Genomic DNA, 21751 nt, shown 5'->3' with positions numbered 1-21751 from the left:
ATAAATTACGTCATGAATCATAGAGGTAAGCGTGCAGGGATTAATTCAAAGGGTCAGTCAGGCCAATGTGGTCGTGGAGGGCGAGTGTGTCGGTCAAATTGGTCAGGGGATCTTGGTGCTGCTCGGAGTAGAGAAGGCTGACGATCAAAAAAGTGCAGACAACTTGCTGCATAAGATCAGTAACTACCGTATTTTTACCGATGAGCAGGGCAAAATGAATTTGAGCCTGAGAGACATTGAGGGTGAGTTGCTGGTGGTGTCTCAGTTTACGTTAGCGGCGGATACCAAAAAGGGCATGCGCCCGAGCTTTTCATCTGCTGCTACGCCTGCGCAAGCCGAAGCACTTTACGAGTATTTTGTAGCGAAGGCGAAAGAGTCTGGGTTGCAGGTGGCCACTGGGCGGTTTGCTGCCGATATGCAAGTGAGCCTGTGCAATGACGGTCCGGTCACGTTTAATTTGTCGGTCTGACGGACATCTTTAGCGGGTTAAAGAAATAATGTGATTGGCGTAATCGGGCACTTTGTGTACGAAGGGTTTTTTGCCAAAGTTGGTGATAAGCAGGTGCTCAAGCTGTTTTAGTTGCGAATCATGCTCCGCAAGAAAATTGATATATAGGCGGCCGCCTTCATTGAGCGTGGCACGAATTTGTGTGTAAAACTTGTGTTCGTACAAAAATCGTGGTGCATCTAGCTGGCTGAACAAGTCCAGGATGATCCAGTCATAATGGCCATTGTTCTCCAGCGCCTTGTAGGCATCGCTACAACTGACGTTAGAGATAGGATTGCCACCAAAATAGCGTTTATAGCAATGAATAATATCAGGGTTATTATCGATAGAAGTTATCTGACAGTCGGGATAGCTGATATGCAAATAATCCCGGATAGCCCCAGCGCCAAGACCCAGTTCCAGTACTTTGCCAGGAGTGGGGCACTTTTGCCACAACGCGGCTAACACCTGTAAATGGGGAAAAAGCAGCTTCTCCGGATGATTGAGCTCAATCACGGATTGCAGAGTGTCGTTAATCAGTAACCAGCGTAAGGTTTTTTCCTGGCGTACTTGTATGCTGATTTTGCCATGTTTATGCCAGTACAACAGATGCCCAAGTTGATGGCTCTGATGTACAAACTCGTTACTGATAGTGCCGGGTTCGATAATAAAATCTTGCATAGTTACATCAGCATAGCTGGGCCTCACAGTTCTGCCACTGCGTTTCGTTGAATTTACATGACAAATTGGCCAAATCTGGCCGATCATTCCCTGTTGCGCACTTTTCTTGTAAGGTAAGGTCCATAAATTAGACAAAAGTTCCCCGTTAAAAAGTGGGAGCAGGTTGCACGGGCCGGGCGTATCGCCCCGGCGACAGGAAAAGCACAGGAGTCACCATGTTTCAAGTAACAGCGCCACAGAGCAGTGAAGATTGGCAAGCGTATTATCAACTACGATGGCAGGTTTTACGGGCGCCCTGGGATCAGCCCAGAGGCAGCGAGCAGGATGATCTTGAGCAGGAGGCCGAACATCGTTATATCAAAAATAACGAAGGTCAGGTGCTCGGTGTGGCGCGTCTGCATTTCAACAATCAGCAACAGGCACAAGTGCGTTATATGGCTGTAGATGAGGCACATCGTGGCCATCATTTGGGCAGTCGGCTGTTGCATGAGCTGGAAAAAATAGCCTGGACACAACAAGCCCAAGAGCTGGTGTTGTTTGCCAGAGAGCGCGCATTGGCATTTTATGAACGCCACGGTTATCAGATGATTGAAAAAGCCCACTTGTCCTATGGTGATGTGCAGCACTGGAAAATGGTTAAGCAACGTCCATCTGAGCCTGGCTGGTTCCGTCACCCGCAGTGGACTCAGGTGTTACAGGATACCTGGCGCGAGTCGATCCCTATCAGTGATGCGATGGGGATTAAGGTAGAAAGTTACACCGACTGGCAGTTTTCAACTCGCGCAGACCTTAAAGCTAACCTGAATTTGCACAATTCGATGTTTGCTGGTTCGGTTTATAGTATGGCGACGCTGACCGGGTGGGGTGCTACCTATCTGGCACTCAAAGAGCTGGCTCTGGAAGGCAATATTGTCCTGGCTGACGCCAATATTCAGTATCTTAAACCGCTGACCACCGCGCCCAGTGCAACGGTCACGCTGGCCGAGTGTAGTGGCGAGCTGAGTGCACTCAACGATGAGGGTAAAGCCAAATATCGTGTGCCGGTTAATGTCTATGATGGTGATGTGCTGGTGGCGAAATTTGAAGGGCTGTTTGTGGTTATCAAATAATCCCATATGCGGCCTGCAAAGGCGGGCCGCATCATGTCAGTATTAGAGCAGATCTGTGACGGCAATGCCCAGGCCAAGTCTTTGAATATGGGCATTATAATCAATCATGCTCTCGCCATAGCCATTGAAATACTGTACATAACCGCGCACCCTGGAAGAGCCCGGTAGTGGGAATGACCAGTCAAGCTGTATGGCGCCATGGTTATCACTGTTAAAGTTGTTACGGGTCATAAAACCAAACTCATGGTCGCCATGGCGATAGGCACCACTAAGCTCAAAGTAACCCATATACTTGTGAATGTCTGGGTTGTCATCGCCTTTGGCGACTAGCTGTTCTGGTTTGTCGTCTTCAGGCAGGCGATACCAAGGTTTAAAGCTAAACACAAAGCCTTCATACTCCCAGATAAAATTGGCATAGATACGGTTCCAGGAGCGTGAATTCGGCTGACTACGGCCGTTTGATTGATGCGATGCTCCCAGAATGATGGCCATTTCATCGCCCCACAGAACGTTTTCATCGTCCAGGAAGTTGATCCAGAAGATCTCCGGTTCATAATTAGTTTCACGAAACGGGGAGGAGATATCTTTGTTGTAGAGCTGCCAGTAAGATTGCAATGTCACGCCGACATAAACAGCCTGGTCCTTGTCCTTAGAGTGCCGATACAGGGGCACTTTCATCGATATCTGGTATTTGACTTCCATATGATCGAGTGGTTCACCTTCTTCTTCCTGAATGGCTTTTAGGCCGTCAAAGGGTCTGGAGTTAGGGTTTTTGACATAGGTAACCGGCAAAATATAGTTGCGATTGTGCGGTGTCAGCACATTGCGGTTGTTCTCCGTGATCATCTCGCGCGCCATGCGGCGATCCAGCTGACTGAGGCTCGTTTTTTGCAGTTTCTCGCAATAAGCTTTGAGCTCAGCAACAGTTTGTTGTTGATCACCGGCGATGATTTCGTTCAGTACACATTGTTTTATTATCTCCAGGTCATCCTTGTCCTGCGTTTCCTTGGCCTGAAGTGGTGCAGACGCCAATAATGGCAAAAAAGCGAGCATCCTGAGTTTCATAAGTGGTGAAGTCCTTAGTCAAAAGCAATAAGTTGTCATTTTATCATGGAAGAGAAAACGAAGAAGGACAAAGTTAATAGCAGAGTCTCTTGTCAAGATATGTGGTGGTTGATTTTTGTTCAATATGGCAGTAGGTTAATTGAGCAAACTACATAAAAGGAAATGGACATGAAAATATCACTGAACAAAAAATGTATAAAACAACTGAGTAATAACCAGCAGCTTGGATTGGCTCAGACACCGAATATTGCTGGCGGAGCCTCTGGCTATCCAGCTTGTAACTCGTTTGGGTGCGATACCGCCGTGTTCCTGGGTTGCCCTACTGGCCGGGACTGCTACTCTGCTCGTAACGAAATCTGTATGCCGGATTTATAACAATTTCACTTAATACCAGTTCAATGTGAAGGAGCAAATATGACGCTAACGGCGTTAAAAATTTCTCATTTAGAACCTTTACCTAAGGTTTGAGCTTGCAAATTTTTGCCTGGTTATCGATCCTATTTTCTCGCCTCAAAATAGAACACTTAATTAAGCAAATTGGTATAAAAAGGCCGGCGGCAACGTGTGTTGCCGCCTCACCTTAGCAAGTGAGGGTTTGCTCACCTACTCTCACGCAATCGTTGCTTCGTTTTGTGCGTTACGCGAACTGAGTACTGACCTATGCGCAGGACCCCATTACAGTTCATAGTAGTTAGTAAAAAATTTATATAACTCAGTGCCCTGATTAACACTGGCCGACGCGAAATGCAGTATCGCAATGGCATCTTGGGTTAATGACAGGCTGTGCAGGGGCATTTCGGATAAGTACTGCTCCATGCGTAAGATCCGCGCAATACAATCTCCCGCCTTAATGTGCTCACCAAGCTGCGCTTTATACTCCACCATACCGCCCATAGGTGCATAGTAAGTCAGGTAATCTTTGAGTGCGCAGGCGTAACGTTTGATGTCTCTTGGTTGATGGCTGCCATCTGCTATCACTTCTTTGTGAGTCAGGTAACTGAGGATGCTATTGGCATCATGTACGGCTTCATCGAGATCAATTTTTTCCTGAGAGCCCAGTTCAACAGTGAATGCTTCTACGGGGACGGGCAGGTCACGACCTTGTTCTTTTAGCGCATCACTTAGCTGCCACCAGGGACAGAAGCTGGCTTCATCCATTGCCCCATCGAATTCATTGGGGATCAGCAGTACATGGGGAATATCAAAATAGCGTGCGCTGTCTTTAGCATATTCTGGGCAATATAAGTGCTTTGCCGAAATGGGACCTGTGTGCAGATCCAAGACAATGTCTGCCTGATGGGCTAATTTTTGCAGTGTCAGTGCAATTCGCTTGCCTGTATTCAGTGTATGTGCGGGTGCATCAAGCAAGGTGTCGGTTACTTTGCATAGTTGTTCGCGAAAGGCCGCAATCAGCGTTGCATCGGGGGCCTGACTGTACTTTGCAAGACAAGTTTGCACCTGTGCACTGTGATCATAGTACATGCGATTCCAGTTTACCCCGGTAATAGGGTCAAAGCGCCCGAGCGTAAATTCCCCCGACTTCTGATTACAGCCAATCGGGTTAGCATAAGGTACAAGCGTAATGTCACCGGCCAGTGTCAGGTGCTTGAGTTGCTCCAGCAGAGCGTAAATTACGGCATTGCCTTGTACCTCGGCGCCATGCATATTGGCCTGAATATATACATTTGGGCCCGTTCCCTTACCTTGCAGGCGATAGACAGGAATGGTCAGTGGCAGGCCATTGGCGATTTCCCCAACCTGGATATGTTGCTGTGTAATTGTGTTCATGGCTACCTCAGATAATAGTCGGCGTTTTCGCTTTGACGAATGCAGTACAACAGACCCTGCTTAAAGACGTATTCAGCCGGTAGTTCATGGCACAGGAAATAGGGCATACTTTCGGTAAAGCCATAGGCACCACACTGGCCAAATATCAGCCAGTCACCATAGTCGAGATCGTCAGGCAAGTTATGGGTACCGAGGTGATCAATGGCGGTACACAAGGGACCATGTAAATGATAATCGCGCCTAATTGCTGTGGATTCACGCAATGCTTTAACCGGAAACGCCTGGCCCGTTACAGCCGGACGCAGTAAATGGTTAACGCCACCGGCAAGGATCAGCTGATGCTCGCCATAGTTGATCTTTTGCTCAACTACTGGGTTGAGATAATAACCACAGTGCGCCACGGCGTAGCGACCCAGCTCCATCCACAGCTCTTCGACACCTGCATCCGCTTTGATCCTGGCCAGATTATCGATAACCTGATCCCAGTCGAGGGGTTGATGAGTGGGGTCATATGGGACACCCAATCCACCACCCAGATCAAGGATCCTCAGTGACATGCCGAGTTGTGCACTCAGGCTAACCAGAGGTGGCACCATTTGTTGCCAGAGGCTGGCTAGTTTGGCGGCATCCAGCATATTACCCCATTGGAAAATATGCAGGCCGGCGAAGTCCAGCGCTGGATACTCGCTTAAAGTAAGCTGTTGCCACTGCTCACATCCCAGGCCGAAGGGCGTCAGGCTGTCGCCACCAAGCGGATTTTTGTCGCCTGCTGGCCAACGCAGCTGAACGCGCAGCAGCACAGTCAGAGTTTTTTGATGTTGTTCTGCGGCTTCATTCAACCAGCGCACCTGATTCAGGCTTTCAGCCACAAAAGTTGTTACGCCTGCCTGCAGGAAATGTTGGATCTGGGCTGGCGACTTGGCCGGCCCGGTGTTGAGTACGCGCTCAGCTGCGATGTCCTGTGATAGCACTTGTGTTAGCTCTCCGCGACTGGCAACGTCAAAGTTGAACCCGGCTTTGTCTAGTGTGTTAAGCACACTGGAAAGCGGGTTGGCTTTGACCGCGTACCAGAGTTTTACCACATCCTGGGTGGTAAGGCGGCTTACATGGGCGTGCAGCGCATCGAGATCATAGACAAAAAAGGGCGTTGCCAGGTCACAATTGTTTTGCTCTGTGCACAGCGTATTAAGTTGCTCGCGCAAAGGCGTACTCAAGGCTAACATTAGCGAAGCACCTCTTCGAGCTCTAATGATGCGTCACTTTGTTCGTCACGATATTTGACTATCAAAGCACAGGACATGCTCAGCCCCTGGGCTTTGGCCCAGTCACTGGAAGCCGGACGCGAGCCAGGGATAACAATGGCAAACGGGGGAATGGCTTCGCCCTTGTCTAGTGTACGCTCATTAACGCAGTCGTAAACCGGAATACTGGCAGACAGACGAACACCAGGTGCCAACACTGCACCTTGCTTCACGACTACGCCTTCAACCAGTACGCATCCTGCACCGATGAAGGCGTCGTCTTCCACTACAACCGGGCTGGCACCGACAGGCTCTAGCACGCCACCGATCTGCACTGCGGCACTAAGGTGAACGTTCTTACCTATCTGAGCACAGGAGCCAACCAATGCATGACTGTCGACCATAGTGCCGCTGTCTATGTAAGCGCCGATATTGACATAAGCTGGCGGCATGATAATGGTGCCAGGCGCAACATAAGCGCCGCGGCGCACACTACTGCCACCAGGAACCATACGTACCGCATCATCGGCTGAGAAACCACGCGGTGCCAAGTTGTCTTTGTCTACAAAACCGCCTGGATATTCTGTATTTTGACCGGCACGAAATGCTGCCAGAATACCTTCTTTTACTTCGACGTTAGCATGCCAGTTACCATGCTCATCTTGGCTTGCCGCACGTTGTGAGCCATTTTCTAAATTATCTAAAAGTGTTGACCAGGTCATAGGGATTCTCTTAATTCCAGGATAAAATCTGTTCGTTGGCGGCGCTCAGAGCCGCATTATTGGTTAGTTCCAGGTGCGTCAGTGGCGGCCTGAGGTGAGGCGTTGCCAGATTACCTTGCAGGTGCATGAGTGCTTTTACCGGGATGGGGTTAGCAACGGCAAACAGGCTGCTGATGGCGTCGGCCCAAGTGGTAAACAGGTTTGGACTGGTGCCACTGAGTGCGCGGCGTACAAACTCGGCGGTTTGAGCTGGCCAGGCGTTGGATGCCACCGACACCAGGCCGACAGCACCTGCCTGAGCAAAGTAGGGAAGCAATGCATCGTCACCGCTGTAAATTGCCAGTTTTGGCAGCGCACGGCGGAAGGATTCAAACGTGGCAATGTCACCGCTGGCTTCTTTGAGTGCCCACAAATTGTCATGATGTGCCAGATTAGTCAGCACTTCAGGGGCAATGGCAACGGCACTGCGACCAGGAACGTTGTATAACATACATGGCAGTGAAGTGGCGCACAGTAGCGCATCGAACCACTGAGTCTGGCCAACTACGCCGGGCTTGGCATAGAGTGGGGAGCCCAGTAGCAGGGCATCAATGTTTTGTGTATTGCAAAACTCAACCCACTCTAGCTGGGCTGACAGGTTGATGCCGCCAACTGCAACCATAATGGGTACCTGTGGCTCCAACGCACAAACAAACTCAACGATTTTTCGTTGTTCAGCAAGGGTCAGGGCTAATCCCTCACCGGTGCTTCCCAACAGCAAGATGCCATTGTTTGCTTCGACTTGCTGCGCAACGAGTTGCTCTAAGCTGTGGTAATCGACCTGATCGTACGCATCAAAAGGCGTAACTAAAGCCGTCCATAACGGGTAGTCAGATAACTGTTCAGGTTGCAAAGTGTGTGATTTCATCTCTACCGAACTTCTTGCTGGCCCGGTAGTCAGGGAAGTGTCCCGCTCCGAACCGTTTAAAATTCGAAGAGCAATGGACTTAAAAAGAATAGGCCGCTGGCCATATTGTTTCTAAGACCAGAAGCTCTCCACCAAATGTGTTGGTGACAGTCGCTGGGATTCAGCCCAGTCGCCCGAAGCACAGTGTAAGCAAAACACAATACTTCTCGGCGTTAATTCCCCTCTTTGAGTTTCTCGGGAGTTTGCTCTCCTCCACTCAAATACCTGAATAACGCACCTCTTCCAGCCCTAAGACACCCATACATCTTGTATGTATGGCCGTCTGGATAAAATAGGGTACGGGCGCATTGAAACATTTTGGCCGTCTGGGTGTCAAGTCGCCGTCGGCAAAAGTTTGAAATTTAATCTAAACTGGGAATGAGTCAGGAGTCTGGACGAATCGACTGGCAAGTGGAGGGATGATTTGAACAATCTGGTTACACGCTATCGCCTGAAATACCTGGTGGCGCTGGTTATTATGTTGCTGTTGCTGACCATGACAACCGGCCTGACCCTGTATTTACTGGACCAGCAAAAGCAGGCTGCCAGAGTGATCAATGTTGCTGGTATGCAGCGCATGCTATCGCAAAAAGCGGCGTTGCATTTGGAATATGTGATCATTATGCGTGAGCGCAATGTTGCTGCTGACCTTCAGGCTTTGAGCAACGCGTTGCAGCTGCTACAAAGTAACCACGACTTTTTGACTATGCGTGATGGCGAGGATTTTGTGCATCTGAACGCCGAACTGTCTGCCTGGTATTTTGAGCAGCCCGGGGATTTGAACAACCAGTTAAATCAGTATTTATCTTTGCTCTCAAACACCGCTGAGCAACCTAGCCCGGACCAGATCCAGGAGATCCATACCCGCTCTCAATTACTGCTACAAGATTTAGATCATGCTGTGCTGTTGTTCGAACAGTCAGCGAATCAGAAAATTGAAAAACTGAGGAATCTGCAATTACTGATGTGGCTGGTAGGGCTGGCGTTGCTAATTGCTGAGATCAAATGGATATTTTTTCCGATGGAGCGCAGTATTGCCAGCGCAATTGAGCGTTTACAGCAAACGCGTCTGAAAGCAGAACATGCTAATCAAAGCCGGGCGATGTTTTTGGCCCGCGCCAGCCATGAATTACGCACGCCTTTGCAGGCAGTGCTGGGATATTTGCATTTGTATCAGGAGTCTCAGCGAGAGGGCTATCTGGCACAGGCTAATAAAGCGGCACAGCAGCTGAAGGCCCTGATTGCTTCAGTGGAAGACTACAATAGATTGTCTGATGAACAGCAACCTGAACTCAATTTTCATCCGGCGCGCTTAACGGATACGCTGGGTCAGTCCATCGCCACTTATCGTCTGCTCGCCAAAGAAAAAGGCTTAGATTTTAGCTACCATTTTAGTAGTCATACCGAGAAAATTTTTGAGTGTGATCACGAACGTTTGAGCTGGGTTATCGGGCAGTTGCTCGATAACGCGGTAAAATTTACTGAGCAGGGAATCGTGAGTTTGTCTGCCTGGGTTGAGCTGCCTAATCCAGATGAAGACGAGTCGGGTTGGCGCTTTTATTGCGAAGTAGAAGACAGTGGTCCCGGCTTTAATATGGCACATGTGAATGCGCCCCCAACAGAAAATAACTTGGACAGACATCACTTTCAGGGCTTACAGCTGGGACTGGCGCGTTGCAATTTGATTTTGGCAATTATGTCTGGCGAGTTGACGTTTGTCGCTCGCCAGCCTCATGGCACTAAAGCGTCATTGAGCGTGCCGCTGAAGCGACTGCCTGAACCGGATCAGGCACTCGGCATTACCCGCTGTAAAGTGTTACTGGTCGAGGATAACCTGCTTAATGCAAAAATCATCGAAAAAATGCTTGAGAGTCTGGAGTTAACCAGTATCCATGCCAGCCACGGTGGACAAGCAATTGAGGTACTGGCTCATCAGTCTTTCGATGTCATTCTGATGGATCTGAATATGCCGATCATGGATGGGTTTAAAGCAATAAAAGAAATTCGTCAGACGCTGGCACTGTCGACTCCTATTCTGGTGCTGACGGCCAATACCTCTGAGCAGGCAATTAAATCGGCCATGCAGCTGGGCGCGACCGATTATTTGTTTAAGCCAGTGGAGCAAGATGCCCTGGAGCGGGCTCTGATTAAAATCTTGTCTGCTAACGGCGCAAAGTGATGTTGCCAACACCGACTTCAACATCAATGCTGTGCTCGCCTTTACCGCGATAACGCAGCGTTTCACCTACCATGTTGCGCTCGGTATCAACCTCTCCTGGCATGTCAGATAAGCGCGTTTTCCCTACGCCGGCATCGAAGCGTACCCGACGAAAATCGCCAGCCGCAGTCTCAATATTGACATTGCCAACGCCAATTTCAACATCTGCGTCATTGCGTAAACCGAGGAGTTTGACGTTACCTACGTCAATCTCAATATCGAGTTCCATTGAGTCTGGGACTTTAACTATCCAGCTTTGTTTTACATACTTATTATTGATGCTCAGGTTCAGGTCATCTCCCTCGCGGCGGCTGTCTAACTGTACGTCAGCCAATGCGTCTGGCAACCAGTCTATATCGTGTTCAGCGGGCTCCAGTTCAATGGTTACATCGATCGTTTTACCTGAATGACTCACCGTTTTCAGCTTGCCTATCGGAAATTGAATTTCCAGCTCTGAGCTGTCAGCTATGTCGAAGGAATGGGTTAACGTGCGTGTTTCATTAGCCTGAGTTGTTGCGCTCAGTACCAGTAGTGCGGCAGTGATCAGATTGCTTCTCATCCTGTTGTCCTTTGTTGGTGTCGTATTGATATCTGTGTGACGCACATGAAAGCCCAAAGGTTTAAAAGCGACTCAAAAAAGTCGCTTTTCAGATGGTTAATAGATGCGTTGCACCTTGAAACCCAGGTTTTGGAATTGACTGATCAAGCCATGTTCCTGGGGCAAGTGTAGTGCACCGACAGCAATAAAGTGGGCGTTGTTGACGAGCTTGGGTGTGAGTGTTTGCACCCAGGCATTGTTACGCTGAATAAGCATGACTTGCTCTGCCTGTTGGCCGTACTGAGTGTTATCAAAACTCATATCATAAAACTCATTAAGCTGTTGATAGTCGCCTTTTTTCCATGCCGAGAGCATCTTGGTGAAGTAGCGGTCAAAGTCTTTAACCTGCTTGAGTGTGTCGACTATCATGGCGTCACTTTGCGTGCTTAGCGCTGTGAATATGGTGAGCTGTTGCTCAAGACTTTCCAACTCCATGATTGGCTTGTTGAGCTGAGTTGCATACTCTATGACTTGCCCGTCAATGCCAAATTCTTCACCGAAGCCTGCTTTGGTGTACTCCAGTTGTAAAATAGTGAGCATCACAAACCAGGGTTGATAATGATTGAACAGCTCTATCTTGATGTCACGTGCTGATAAATACTGCTCAACTTGTTTGTAGGTTTCGGGTGTCAAATTGGTTCTTAGTGTCTGCCCTTGTTCAAGCAGCATGAATGGCAAGGTTCTGCGCTGTAGCTGTGCTGCGGTGATGGCTTTGGTGTTTAGCTCGACCACCACAGTTTGGCTGTTGGCTATGGCTGTTTTGAGGCGTTTATCTAACCCCTCCATAGACGCGTCACCAACATGAACGGTACCAAATAAATAAGAGGTAACGCCGTTTTTTTCCACACTCCACAGAGCTGGTTTTGCTGTGACAGGGTGACTGAGTAGTGACACAACGAGCACAAAGAACAGCAGGGTCAGGCGAGTAAGATGGGGCATGGCTCCCTCCGAATACGATTAAAGTGGGTACATCATAATCAATTCCCGGAGTAAATCATAAAAATTTAATGTTGTTACGCGTAAGGATGAATCGTGTGAGAAAAAATACTCTCTTTGGCTTTAAGGTGAGGTGAGTTTTCAAATTGGTATTTTTTATTCCTAAAAGTTCGATATTTTAGATTTATTTTCAAAATCGACTCGAGAACACTCTCTAATTAGCATAGTTTTGAGGGTTGACTTGTTAGCCGCTCACGGGTTACTAATAAAAAAAGAGCACACAGGAGCGCTTCGAGCGCGTGCAACGTATTCGGTTTTATTAAAAGAGCAGTGACATGATGAAAACAGTTTCTCTACTAGTCGTGATTATCAACGTGGTGATTATTATTACCGCGGGGGCTGGTTAGTGCTGTTTAAAAAGTATTAGCAAAAAGCCCCCGCACTGAGAAGTTCGGGGGGCTTTTTCGTTTTAGGGCCAAATTCAAAGACAAAGGGCAATAGGCAAAACAATGACAGGCGCACAATTGGTAATAGACATGTTGGTAAAACAAGGGGTGAGTTCGGTATTCGGGTATCCGGGTGGAGCCATCATGCCGATTTACGATGCGCTATACGGTGCGCCACTGAAGCATTATCTGACTCGCCATGAACAAGGCGCCGGGTTTGCAGCGGTTGGCTACGCCAGAAGCACAGGTAAGCTGGGCGTCTGTTTTGCGACATCAGGCCCAGGCGCAACCAATCTGGTGACTGCTCTGGCCGATGCCATGATGGACTCGGTACCGCTAATGGCTATCACCGGTCAGGTGCCTACTGCCGCGATTGGTTCTGATGCCTTTCAGGAGGTTGATGTACTGGGTATGTCGTTATCCTGTACTAAGCACAGTTTCATGGTTGAACGCGGTGAAGATTTGGCAGAAGTGCTGCAGCAGGCCATGCATATTGCACAGTCAGGTCGTCCAGGCCCGGTGTTGGTGGATATTCCGAAAGACATTCAGCAGGCCCAGGTTCCTGTGACTGCCTGGCAAGCCGAAGCGTATCAGCCAACGCCATTGTCGAGTTTTGAGCTGGACAAAGCCAATGCGCTTTTGGCGCAGGCGAAAAAGCCGGTGGCTTATGTGGGCGGAGGCGTTCACAGTGCAGATGCACAGGCCGAGCTGATGGCTTTTTTGCAACGTACACAGATGCCAGCGGTGTCGACACTCAAAGCGTTGGGCAGCGTGAAGCCTGAGTATGCATACGATCTGGGGATGTTGGGCATGCATGGTGGTCAGGCTGCAAACCTGGCTGTACAGGAATGTGATTTGCTGGTTTGTATCGGCGCGCGCTTTGATGATCGGGTAACGGGCAATCTGGCGAAGTTTGCCGCTGCGGCCAAAGTGATCCACCTGGACATCGACCCGGCTGAAGTGGGTAAGCGTAAACCTGCGGCTGCTTCACTGATTGCTGATTTGAAAGTGTCATTGCCGCTATTACAAGGGGAGGTAGCTCCTGCATCTTGGCGTGCCCATATCAGTGCGCTGGCTGAGCAACATGCATGGCGTTATGACTACCCTGGTGACAAGGTATATGCTCCTTATCTGCTGAACCGCTTAAGCCGTTTGATGCCGGATACGGGGGTGGTGTGTTGTGATGTGGGTCAACACCAGATGTGGGTGGCACAACATATGCGATTCAGCCATCCAAGTAATCACCTGAGTAGTGGCGGCGCAGGCACCATGGGGTTTGGTTTACCGGCTGCCATAGGTGCTCAGGTTGCTCGTCCTGAAGACATGGTGATAACGGTATCCGGCGATGGCTCTATCATGATGAATATACAGGAGCTGGCGACCATACGACGCAATAACTTACCGGTCAAAATTGTCATTCTCGATAACCAGCGCCTGGGCATGGTACGCCAGTGGCAGCAGCTCTTTTTTGATGGCCGCTACAGTGAGACCAATCTGTCGGATAACCCGGATTTTGTCCAGCTGGCTGCGGTGTTCGGTATTCCGGGACAGACCATCACACGCGCGGATGAGGTCGATGGAGCGGTCGATGCGCTGCTGGCTTCAACGGGCCCTTATATATTGCATGCCTGCATCGACGACAAAGAAAATGTCTGGCCATTAGTACCGCCGGGCGCTGCAAACCATGAAATGCTGACGCAATCGCAACAGCAAGATTAATTTTACTTACTTCCTTTGACGGAGCGAACACCATGAAACATCAACTCACCGTAGCGGTAAACAACCAGGCCATCGCAGTCGAGCGTTTTTTGCGCGTAGCCCGTCATCGCGGGTTTCGCCTGACACAATTGGAGCTTCAGGGCCACGAAGAGTTATTTCACGTCAAAATGACGGTAGATAGTGACAAACCCATCTATCTATTGACGTCACAATTAAATAAGCTGGTTGAAGTGCAGTCAGTCGATCTGCACACACTACAGCAGGCAATATAATAAATAAGGTTTTAAACAATGACACAAACTTCACAATACATTTGGCATAATGGCGAACTAATCCCTTATGAGCAAGCTACCACGCACGTGCTCAGTCATGCCATACATTATGGAAGCTCCGTATTTGAAGGGATCCGCGCGTACGATACGCCAAAGGGTCCGGCTATTTTCCGTCTCAAGGATCATATTCAGCGTTTATTTGATTCGGCCAAAATCTATCGCATCGAGATCCCTTACACTCAGGAAGAGATCATGCAGGCGTGTAAAGACGCGGTAGCTAAAAATGGTTTCACCAATGCTTACCTGCGTCCTTTTGCCTTTCTAGGCCACGTTGGTCTGGGTGTACACCCGAAATCACACCGCGCGGAAGTGACTGTTGCGGCAATGGAGTGGGGCGCTTACCTGGGCGAAGGCAGTTTAGAGAATGGTGTGGACGCATGTGTTTCCTCCTGGCAGCGTCTTGCACCCAATACTATGCCAACTGCAGCTAAAGCGGGCGGTAACTATTTGTCTTCCCAGCTCATAACGGCAGAAGCTAAACGTCACGGCTATGTTGAAGGCATTGCATTGGATGTCAACGGCTATCTGAGTGAAGGCGCCGGTGAGAACCTTTTTGTGATCCGCAAGGGCATCATCTATACCCCGCCAGCGACAGCGAGCATTTTGCCTGGTTTAACCCGTGACACCATTATGCACCTGGCCAGAGCCCGAGGCTATGAGGTCAGAGAAGAGCCTATCGCCCGCGAAGGTCTGTATCTGGCGGATGAATTCTTTATGGTGGGCACCGCTGCCGAAGTCGTGCCAGTTCGTAGCGTTGATCAAATTCAGGTGGGTGATGGTAAACGCGGACCTATCACCGCAGAGTTACAACAGGCGTACTTTGATCTGGTGAAAGGGCAAAGTGACGATCCACAAGGCTGGCTGGACTACGTAAACGAATAGGCTCAGGCACTGTTAATAAATACACGCCGGATCGGCTGATCCGGCAAACATTTTTTGGAATGAGGAAAGCCGTTGCCAGCCAGGCAGCGCAAACTGGAAAAGGGGTCAACATGGCAAAGTTACGCAGCAAAACAACCACTGAAGGCAGACAACAAGCAGGCGCTCGTGCACTCTGGCGCGCCACGGGCATGACCGACAGTGATTTTCATAAGCCCATCGTGGCAGTGGTGAACTCGTATACCCAGTTTGTGCCCGGGCACGTGCACCTCAATCAACTCAGCGAGCTGATGGCCGATGCCATCCGGGGCGCCGGCGGTGTACCACGCGAATTTAATACCATTGCCATCGATGATGGTATTGCGATGGGCCATGGCGGCATGTTGTATTCTTTGCCATCAAGGGATCTCATCGCCGATTCGGTAGAATATATGGTTAATGCCCACTGCGCCGATGCCATGGTGTGTATTTCAAACTGCGACAAAATCACCCCGGGCATGCTGCTGGCGGCGCTGCGGCTGAATATCCCGGTGATCTTTGTCTCGGGTGGGCCGATGGAAGCCGGCAAAACGCGCCTCGCCGACATCGACATCAAACTCGACCTGGTTGATGCCATGGTCAAAGGCGCGGACCCCAGTGTCAGCGACGAAGACTCCGAGCAGGTAGAGCGCTCGGCCTGCCCAACCTGTGGTTCCTGTTCAGGCATGTTTACTGCCAACTCTATGAACTGTTTACTCGAAGCATTGGGCCTGGCATTACCGGGTAATGGTACTACCCTGGCCACCCATGCCGATCGCCGTTTTTTATATGAAGGGGCCGCAAAGCGCATCATGGCGTTATGCGAAGATTATTATGGCAAAGACAATGAGGCTGCACTGCCGCGTAACATTGCTAACCAGGCTGCGTTTACCAATGCCATGACCCTGGATATTGCCATGGGTGGCTCGTCTAATACCGTGCTGCATTTGCTCGCGGCAGCCATCGAAGGTGGGGTCGAGTTTGATATGGCCGACATCGATCGCTTATCTCGTACCACGCCTTTCTTATGTAAGGTGGCACCTGCAACTCAGCAATATCATATTGAAGACGTCCACCGCGCCGGTGGCATCATGGCGATTCTGAATGAACTGGCCAAAGCCGACAAACTCAACTTAGCAGTTGGCCATGTGGCAGGTGGCACCCTTGGCGAAGTAATTAAGCGCTGGGATGCCACCGATCCGAGTAATGAGCGTGCGCAAACCTTCTATCGTGCAGGTCCTGCTGGCGTACGCACCACACAAGCTATGAGTCAGGAGTGTCGCTGGGACGAGCTGGATCTGGACCGCGAGGGCGGCTGCATTCGCAGTGTTGAACACGCGTTTCGTCAGGATGGGGGGCTGGCGGTATTAACCGGTAACCTGGCGCTGGATGGTTGTATCGTGAAAAGTGCCGGGGTCGATGATGACATGCTGTGCTTTGAAGGTCCGGCCGTGGTGTTTGAATCTCAGGATGACGCCGTAGAGGGGATCCTCGGTGGCAAGGTGAAAAAAGGCGATGTGGTGGTGATCCGCTACGAAGGGCCAAAAGGCGGACCGGGGATGCAGGAAATGCTTTATCCGACCAGCTATCTCAAATCTATGGGGCTGGATAAAGACTGTGCCTTGTTAACCGATGGCCGCTTCTCCGGTGGTACGTCTGGTCTGTCGATTGGTCATGCCTCGCCAGAGGCTGCCAGTGGTGGTGCGCTGGCGCTGGTAGAAAATGGCGATATGATCCGCATTGATATTCCTGAGCGCAGCATTGACGTACTACTTGATGAGCAGCAGCTGCAAGCACGTAAAGAGCAGCAAGACGCCCGAGGTAAAATGGCCTACAAGCCATTGGACCGTCAGCGTTATGTGAGTCCAGCACTGAAAGCCTATGCGTTGTTAGCGACCAGTGCCGATAAAGGCGCGGTACGCGACTTTGAGAAGCTGGAGGCATTGAGTTAATTATGGTGGCAAAAGAGCTCGATTATTTTCGTGCTGTAGTGCAGGCCAATGTCTCGCCACTGGTCCGGGAAACCGAGGTCAGTGAGCTGAGCGGGCTTTCCGCCCGGCTCGGACATCAGATCTGGCTCAAGCGCGAAGATCAACAACCGGTTTATTCGTTTAAGCTGCGTGGTGCATACCACAAGCTGAGTAAACTGCCCGCCAACAGTCTGGTTGTTACGGCATCCGCTGGTAATCATGCACAGGGGGTGGCATTGAGCGCCGCACACTTGGGTCATCGTGCCATCATAGTAATGCCGGTGACGACACCTGAGATCAAAGTCAATGCGGCGCGTAATCAGGGGGGAGAGGTGGTCTTGCATGGTCATCATTTTGATGCCGCGCAGGAGTACGCTCAGTCTTTATGTAAATCAGAAGGTGGTGTGTTTGTCCCCCATTTGACGATAAAGACGTAATCATCGGCCAGGGGACAGTTGCACGAGAGTTGATGCAACAGTTACATCAGCTGGATGTGGTATTTGTGCCCGTAGGAGGCGGAGGCTTACTGGCCGGGATGGCCGTATACATTAAATCGTTGCGTCCCGAGATCCGCGTGATAGGTGTTGAAGCTGAGGAAAGTGCCTGTCTGAAAGCGGCGCTGGAAGCCGGTCACCCGGTTGAACTGGCGCGGGTTGGCAGCTTTGCGGATGGTGTTGCGGTAAAGCGCATTGGCAGTGAAACTTTTCGCCTAGCCGAGCAGTATTGTGATGAGGTTGTCACTGTGAGTGCAGATGAGATCTGCGCAGCAGTGCAGGATATTTTTGTTGAAACCCGGGCTATTGCAGAGCCATCCGGGGCATTGGCCACAGCTGGCTTAAAGAAGTGGTGCCAGAGCAGTGATGAACAGGGTCTGACACTGGCTTCTGTGTTGTCGGGTGCCAACCTCAACTTTGATCGCTTAAGGTATATTGCCGAGCGCACGGCATTGGGTGCACGCAGCGAAGCGTTGCTGGGGGTGACCATAGAAGAATCTAAAGGCAGCTTCAAACGCTTTTGCCATGCTTTATCGGGTCGTGCAATCACTGAGTTTAACTATCGATATGCTGGTGGTGAAACGGCCCAGATTTTTGCCGGTGTCGGATTACGTGGCGGCGAGCAGGAACTCCAGGAGCTCAAAGCCAGTCTGAGCGAGGCGAATTATCAGTTTACCGACCTGTCCGACAACGAGTTGGCAAAATTACACATTCGTTATATGGTCGGCGGCAAACCGCCCGTAGCCCTGAGCGAGCGGTTGTTTCGATTTGAGTTTCCCGAATATCCCGGTGCACTGGCGCGCTTTTTAGATACCCTTGGCAGCAACTGGAACATTACGCTATTTCACTATCGTAACCATGGTGCAGCACAGGGCAATGTACTGGCAGCGTTTGAACTGGGTGCGCAGGACAGTGTGCGCTTTGACGAGCATTTGCAACGTTTGGGTTACCAGTATCAGGAAGAAACAGATAACCCGTGCTTTAAACAGTATCTTCAGCACGATATCCCACAGGCAGATCGTCGCGTCAGCTAGTATTGCAATCCGTCCGGTGCCTTCTATAGTTGTAACAAGGCAGGCTCCGGGCGCATATCACAATGAGTTATTCCCCTTTGGTGTTGGCAGTCGTGCTGCTGTGGTGTGATATGCTCGCCGCACTGGAAGACGTGACACTACAACTTAAATGGACCCATCAGTTCCAGTTTGCTGGTTACTATATGGCAGAAAAAAAAGGCTTCTATCGCCAACAGGGGCTGAATGTCAAAATTGTCGCAGCCGATCCGGATAATCCGGATGAACAGTTTAAAGTCTTGTCGGGGCAAGCACAGTTCGGTGTGACACACTCAGGTATTTTACAGCAACGTCTGAGGGGCAAGCCTTTGGTTGCACTGGCAGCGGTTTTTCAGTCTTCTCCCTATTGCTGGATGGTCCGCGCTGAGAGCGATATTTATGTGCCTAAAGATTTCGCAGGAAAGAAGATCAGTCATTTAGGCAGGGTGGAAGGCGCTGAACTGGTGGTGATGCTCGAGCGTGCCGGGATTGACGTGACCCAGTTACCACTCTATGCCGGGTTAGAACCCATTAAGGACTTTATTGCCGGGCATTTTGATGCCTTGCAGGTCTATATTTCAAATGAACCCTTCAAACTTGCACAGCAAGGCGTTGCAACACGGCAGATCTGCCCAAAACACTTTGGTCTGAATGTGTATGCCGATATCTTGTTTACCTCCGAAGATGTGTTGAAGTACCGACCAGAAACCGTTGCACGCTTTCGCCGGGCATCTTTGCAGGGCTGGCGTTACGCCATGAGTAACCCGGACGAGGCTCTCGCAGTGACACAGTCGGAGTATGCGACGGGAAAGAGCATTGAGGCTTTGGCCAACGAAGCCGACAAACTAATGCCTTTTATTAAAGCCCCTGGGATTGCACTGGGCGCAATGTCGCAGGCGCGCTGGTTGTGGATAGCTCAACTTTACCGACTCGACCTTACCCATTTTCATGAGCAAAAACATCAATTTGTTTATACCGAGCCAGATCAGGAAGAAGACAGCTGGTCGTGGATGTTGACTTTAGCGGTGATAGTGGCCGTGATTTGTGTGCCCATGTACATACATCTCATTTTTTTCCGCCACCGGCGCTTTACCTTAAAATGACAGCCAGAGCTTTGCGAGCGGGGCGCGAACGCATACAATGAGCGCCCTTTGTTTCGTTCGGTGCAGGTGACTTGTATGCGCAGTTCTTTTCATTCTCAGTTTGTAGCCCTGGATGCGTTGCTTGCGGACACCCGTCAGTACTGGCAGTTACTGGCTTTCGATCATACTGATATTCCCTGGCCTGAACTCAAAAGTGGATTGTTGTCGCTGAGCGATGAACAAGTGACGGCGCTGGACCACGAGCCAGGTGCATTGCTGTCGTTTTTGGCACCCTACGTTCCTGAGTTGTCAAAGCTACCAACACTGACGGCGCTGACATTCCAACAAGCGAGCCGGCCAGAGTTTCCCTTCTGGCTAAGTAATGGCATTAAAGGCCGTAAACTGACGCAGCTACAAGACTTTGTCGCCCAGATATATCAGGCGAAATTACCTGTTCTTGAATGGTGTGCAGGGAAGGGCCATTTGGGCCGTTTACTGGCTTATCAGGGCGCAGTTCATGTCGACAGTGTGGAGTTACAAGCTGCCTTGTGTCAGCAAGGACAACACAGTGCGCAGCAACAAGGCCTGGCTATGACCTTTCATTGTGCCGACGTGCTAAAAGACCCCGTCGAGCATTATTTTAAACCACAGCAACAGGCGGTTGCTTTACACGCCTGTGGCCGTTTGCATCAAACTTTTATGGCGCAGGCCTGCACCGCAGGGTGTGAGCAGATCAGTCTGTCACCCTGTTGCTATCATCTGTTTACTGAACCTACCTACCAAGCAATGAGCGATGCTGCCGCAAAGAGCACGCTCAATTTGTCACACAGTGATATGAAGTTGGCGCTGCAGGAAACAGTGACCGCGCCGGGCCGAGTGGCTAAGGTACGTAAGCGAGAGGTGCAGTGGCGATTGGCCTTTGATACACTGCGTCGTGATGTGACAGGTGACACCCGGTATCTGAGTGTGCCCTCTGTAAATAAGGCGATTTTTTCCGGAGAGTTTGTTGATTTCTGTCACTGGGCGGCAGAACAAAAACAACTAGACTTACCGGTGCACTTTGATGCTGACTACTACCTGGCACAAGGGCGTGCACGTCAGCGTATTACGGAGCGTATAGAGCTGGTCCGTCATGCATTCCGCCGGGCGATAGAGCTGTGGCTGGTACTCGACAGGGTATTATATCTTGAGCAAGCTGGGTATGATGTCAGTCTCTCAGAGTTTTGTCATAAATCACTGACACCAAGAAACATCTTAATTCAGGCTACGCGGTGTCACTCAGCAGAATAAGGAAAAGCCATGTGTCAGTCTGACAGCCAGCTGCAGCATTTGCTCAAAAAAAATCGCCAGTGGGCGAAACAAACTCAGACCAACAATCCGGAGTTTTTTGCCAAGCTATCGATGCAGCAGAACCCTAATTATTTGTGGATCGGCTGCTCCGACTCGCGGGTACCGGCTAACCAGATTGTCGACCTAATGCCGGGAGATCTATTTGTTCACCGCAATGTGGCCAATGTGGTAGTGCATACCGACCACAACTGTTTGTCTGTGATGCAGTATGCCATCGAAGTGCTAAAAGTAGAGCATGTATTGGTGGTGGGCCATTATGGGTGTGGTGGTGTTCGTGCGGCACTGGAAGATGCCCGCCTGGGCCTGATAGATAACTGGCTGCGCCATGTCGGTGATGTCAAAGAGATGCATCAGGCAATGTTAAATGAGATACAGCCAGCACAGCGTTGTGATGCCCTGTGTGAGCTCAATGTGATAGAGCAGGTACGCAATGTGTGCCGGACCAATGTGGTACAAGATGCCTGGGCGCGAGGGCAGAAACTAACCATTCATGGTTGGGTTTATGGTCTGGCAGACGGGCTGCTGAAAGAGCTCAATACGCAGGTTGGGCAGGAGGAGCAGCTGGCAGCGCACTACGAGCGGGCCCTGGTGGACCTGGCTAAGCGCTACCAGTTGTAAATA

General features: G+C 50.3%; 19 protein-coding genes, 1 pseudogene and 1 riboswitch. Of the genes and pseudogenes, 12 read left to right on the top strand and 8 right to left on the bottom strand.

Annotation, left to right across the window (positions count from 1 at the left end; translation table 11 throughout):
• Positions 1 to 31: 31 nt before the first annotated feature.
• Positions 32 to 469 carry a D-aminoacyl-tRNA deacylase gene (gene dtd, locus ELR70_RS23230; RefSeq protein WP_054014925.1) on the top strand — a complete coding sequence of 146 codons (438 nt, stop codon included), beginning with the start codon at positions 32 to 34 and terminating at the stop codon, positions 467 to 469.
• A gap of 9 nt (positions 470 to 478) precedes the next feature.
• Here dtd and ELR70_RS23225 read toward each other — a convergent pair whose 3' ends face one another.
• On the bottom strand, positions 479 to 1168 hold the full coding sequence (locus tag ELR70_RS23225; RefSeq protein ID WP_054014991.1) for a methyltransferase: 690 nt from the start codon (positions 1166 to 1168) through the stop codon (positions 479 to 481).
• Between the two features lie 215 nt (positions 1169 to 1383).
• Between ELR70_RS23225 and ELR70_RS23220 the strand changes: the two genes are divergently transcribed.
• A complete protein-coding gene (locus ELR70_RS23220) occupies positions 1384 to 2277 on the top strand; it encodes a bifunctional GNAT family N-acetyltransferase/hotdog fold thioesterase (RefSeq protein ID WP_054014924.1) in 894 nt (297 codons plus the stop codon).
• A 42-nt stretch (positions 2278 to 2319) separates the two neighbouring features.
• Here the strand turns inward: ELR70_RS23220 and ELR70_RS23215 are convergent, their stop codons facing one another.
• A complete protein-coding gene (locus ELR70_RS23215; RefSeq protein ID WP_054014923.1) occupies positions 2320 to 3342 on the bottom strand; it encodes a phospholipase A in 1023 nt (340 codons plus the stop codon).
• 168 nt (positions 3343 to 3510) lie between these two features.
• Between ELR70_RS23215 and ELR70_RS23210 the strand changes: the two genes are divergently transcribed.
• Positions 3511 to 3717, top strand: a complete 207-nt coding sequence (locus tag ELR70_RS23210) for a hypothetical protein (protein ID WP_054014922.1) — start codon at positions 3511 to 3513, stop codon at positions 3715 to 3717.
• Between the two features lie 300 nt (positions 3718 to 4017).
• Here the strand turns inward: ELR70_RS23210 and ELR70_RS23205 are convergent, their stop codons facing one another.
• The 4 genes from ELR70_RS23205 to dapA are packed head-to-tail and all read right to left on the bottom strand — an operon-like array spanning position 4018 to position 8000.
• Entirely contained in the window at positions 4018 to 5130 is a 1113-nt protein-coding gene (locus ELR70_RS23205) for a succinylglutamate desuccinylase/aspartoacylase family protein (protein WP_054014921.1), read from the bottom strand.
• A gap of 2 nt (positions 5131 to 5132) precedes the next feature.
• A complete protein-coding gene (locus tag ELR70_RS23200; protein ID WP_054014920.1) occupies positions 5133 to 6353 on the bottom strand; it encodes a PLP-dependent decarboxylase in 1221 nt (406 codons plus the stop codon).
• Complete coding sequence (locus ELR70_RS23195) at positions 6353 to 7093, bottom strand: 2,3,4,5-tetrahydropyridine-2,6-dicarboxylate N-succinyltransferase (protein ID WP_054014919.1); 741 nt, start codon at positions 7091 to 7093, stop codon at positions 6353 to 6355. The genes ELR70_RS23200 and ELR70_RS23195 overlap by 1 nt, the downstream gene beginning before the upstream one ends.
• A 10-nt stretch (positions 7094 to 7103) precedes the next feature.
• Complete coding sequence (gene dapA / locus ELR70_RS23190) at positions 7104 to 8000, bottom strand: 4-hydroxy-tetrahydrodipicolinate synthase (RefSeq protein ID WP_054014918.1); 897 nt, start codon at positions 7998 to 8000, stop codon at positions 7104 to 7106.
• Positions 8001 to 8113: 113 nt separating this feature from the next.
• A riboswitch (Lysine riboswitch) is annotated at positions 8114 to 8290 on the bottom strand.
• A 173-nt stretch (positions 8291 to 8463) separates the two neighbouring features.
• Between dapA and ELR70_RS23185 the strand changes: the two genes are divergently transcribed.
• A complete protein-coding gene (locus ELR70_RS23185) occupies positions 8464 to 10218 on the top strand; it encodes a response regulator (protein WP_054014917.1) in 1755 nt (584 codons plus the stop codon).
• Here ELR70_RS23185 and ELR70_RS23180 read toward each other — a convergent pair.
• Together ELR70_RS23180 and ELR70_RS23175 are read right to left on the bottom strand one after the other, a co-directional pair.
• Positions 10202 to 10816 (bottom strand): hypothetical protein, encoded by a 615-nt coding sequence (locus tag ELR70_RS23180; protein WP_054014916.1) that lies wholly within the window; start codon positions 10814 to 10816, stop codon positions 10202 to 10204. The two genes, ELR70_RS23185 and ELR70_RS23180, sit on opposite strands and share 17 nt — an antisense overlap.
• Before the next feature lie 96 nt (positions 10817 to 10912).
• Entirely contained in the window at positions 10913 to 11794 is an 882-nt protein-coding gene (locus ELR70_RS23175) for a TraB/GumN family protein (protein WP_054014915.1), read from the bottom strand.
• Between the two features lie 506 nt (positions 11795 to 12300).
• Between ELR70_RS23175 and ilvG the strand changes: the two genes are divergently transcribed.
• From ilvG to can, 8 genes and pseudogenes are all read left to right on the top strand, one after another.
• Complete coding sequence (ilvG, locus tag ELR70_RS23170) at positions 12301 to 13956, top strand: acetolactate synthase 2 catalytic subunit (protein ID WP_054014914.1); 1656 nt, start codon at positions 12301 to 12303, stop codon at positions 13954 to 13956.
• Positions 13957 to 13988: 32 nt separating this feature from the next.
• Positions 13989 to 14228, top strand: a complete 240-nt coding sequence (gene ilvM, locus ELR70_RS23165) for an acetolactate synthase 2 small subunit (RefSeq protein WP_010383772.1) — start codon at positions 13989 to 13991, stop codon at positions 14226 to 14228.
• Positions 14229 to 14246: 18 nt separating this feature from the next.
• Complete coding sequence (locus ELR70_RS23160; protein ID WP_054014913.1) at positions 14247 to 15170, top strand: branched-chain amino acid transaminase; 924 nt, start codon at positions 14247 to 14249, stop codon at positions 15168 to 15170.
• A gap of 110 nt (positions 15171 to 15280) precedes the next feature.
• Positions 15281 to 17137 carry a dihydroxy-acid dehydratase gene (gene ilvD, locus ELR70_RS23155; RefSeq protein ID WP_054014912.1) on the top strand — a complete coding sequence of 619 codons (1857 nt, stop codon included), beginning with the start codon at positions 15281 to 15283 and terminating at the stop codon, positions 17135 to 17137.
• 2 nt (positions 17138 to 17139) lie between these two features.
• A pseudogene (ilvA, locus tag ELR70_RS23150) lies at positions 17140 to 18683 on the top strand (threonine ammonia-lyase, biosynthetic).
• Positions 18684 to 18745: 62 nt separating this feature from the next.
• Positions 18746 to 19801, top strand: coding sequence for an ABC transporter substrate-binding protein (locus ELR70_RS23145; RefSeq protein WP_054014910.1), 1056 nt, complete (start codon positions 18746 to 18748; stop codon positions 19799 to 19801).
• 75 nt (positions 19802 to 19876) lie between these two features.
• Positions 19877 to 21070 carry a methyltransferase gene (locus ELR70_RS23140; protein ID WP_054014909.1) on the top strand — a complete coding sequence of 398 codons (1194 nt, stop codon included), beginning with the start codon at positions 19877 to 19879 and terminating at the stop codon, positions 21068 to 21070.
• Between the two features lie 9 nt (positions 21071 to 21079).
• A complete protein-coding gene (gene can, locus ELR70_RS23135; RefSeq protein ID WP_054014908.1) occupies positions 21080 to 21748 on the top strand; it encodes a carbonate dehydratase in 669 nt (222 codons plus the stop codon).
• Positions 21749 to 21751 lie beyond the last annotated feature (3 nt).

The organism is Pseudoalteromonas sp. R3, assembly GCF_004014715.1.
In the GTDB taxonomy this organism is placed as follows: Bacteria; Pseudomonadota; Gammaproteobacteria; order Enterobacterales; family Alteromonadaceae; genus Pseudoalteromonas.
The sequence above is the reverse complement of the archived record's forward strand: the minus strand, read 5'-3'. Positions and strand labels throughout refer to the sequence as shown.

What these genes read in the sequence shown, in the direction of transcription:
- ELR70_RS23225 (WP_054014991.1), bottom strand. Translation starts at nt 1,168, where the DNA reads ATGCAAGATTTTATTATCGAACCCGGCACTATCAGTAACGAGTTTGTA.
- ELR70_RS23220 (WP_054014924.1), top strand. Translation starts at nt 1,384, where the DNA reads ATGTTTCAAGTAACAGCGCCACAGAGCAGTGAAGATTGGCAAGCGTAT.
- ELR70_RS23215 (WP_054014923.1), bottom strand. Translation starts at nt 3,342, where the DNA reads ATGAAACTCAGGATGCTCGCTTTTTTGCCATTATTGGCGTCTGCACCA.
- ELR70_RS23210 (WP_054014922.1), top strand. Translation starts at nt 3,511, where the DNA reads ATGAAAATATCACTGAACAAAAAATGTATAAAACAACTGAGTAATAAC.
- ELR70_RS23205 (WP_054014921.1), bottom strand. Translation starts at nt 5,130, where the DNA reads ATGAACACAATTACACAGCAACATATCCAGGTTGGGGAAATCGCCAAT.
- ELR70_RS23200 (WP_054014920.1), bottom strand. Translation starts at nt 6,353, where the DNA reads ATGTTAGCCTTGAGTACGCCTTTGCGCGAGCAACTTAATACGCTGTGC.
- ELR70_RS23195 (WP_054014919.1), bottom strand. Translation starts at nt 7,093, where the DNA reads ATGACCTGGTCAACACTTTTAGATAATTTAGAAAATGGCTCACAACGT.
- dapA (WP_054014918.1), bottom strand. Translation starts at nt 8,000, where the DNA reads ATGAAATCACACACTTTGCAACCTGAACAGTTATCTGACTACCCGTTA.
- ELR70_RS23180 (WP_054014916.1), bottom strand. Translation starts at nt 10,816, where the DNA reads ATGAGAAGCAATCTGATCACTGCCGCACTACTGGTACTGAGCGCAACA.
- ELR70_RS23175 (WP_054014915.1), bottom strand. Translation starts at nt 11,794, where the DNA reads ATGCCCCATCTTACTCGCCTGACCCTGCTGTTCTTTGTGCTCGTTGTG.
- ilvG (WP_054014914.1), top strand. Translation starts at nt 12,301, where the DNA reads ATGACAGGCGCACAATTGGTAATAGACATGTTGGTAAAACAAGGGGTG.
- ilvM (WP_010383772.1), top strand. Translation starts at nt 13,989, where the DNA reads ATGAAACATCAACTCACCGTAGCGGTAAACAACCAGGCCATCGCAGTC.
- ELR70_RS23160 (WP_054014913.1), top strand. Translation starts at nt 14,247, where the DNA reads ATGACACAAACTTCACAATACATTTGGCATAATGGCGAACTAATCCCT.
- ilvD (WP_054014912.1), top strand. Translation starts at nt 15,281, where the DNA reads ATGGCAAAGTTACGCAGCAAAACAACCACTGAAGGCAGACAACAAGCA.
- ELR70_RS23145 (WP_054014910.1), top strand. Translation starts at nt 18,746, where the DNA reads ATGAGTTATTCCCCTTTGGTGTTGGCAGTCGTGCTGCTGTGGTGTGAT.
- ELR70_RS23140 (WP_054014909.1), top strand. Translation starts at nt 19,877, where the DNA reads ATGCGCAGTTCTTTTCATTCTCAGTTTGTAGCCCTGGATGCGTTGCTT.
- can (WP_054014908.1), top strand. Translation starts at nt 21,080, where the DNA reads ATGTGTCAGTCTGACAGCCAGCTGCAGCATTTGCTCAAAAAAAATCGC.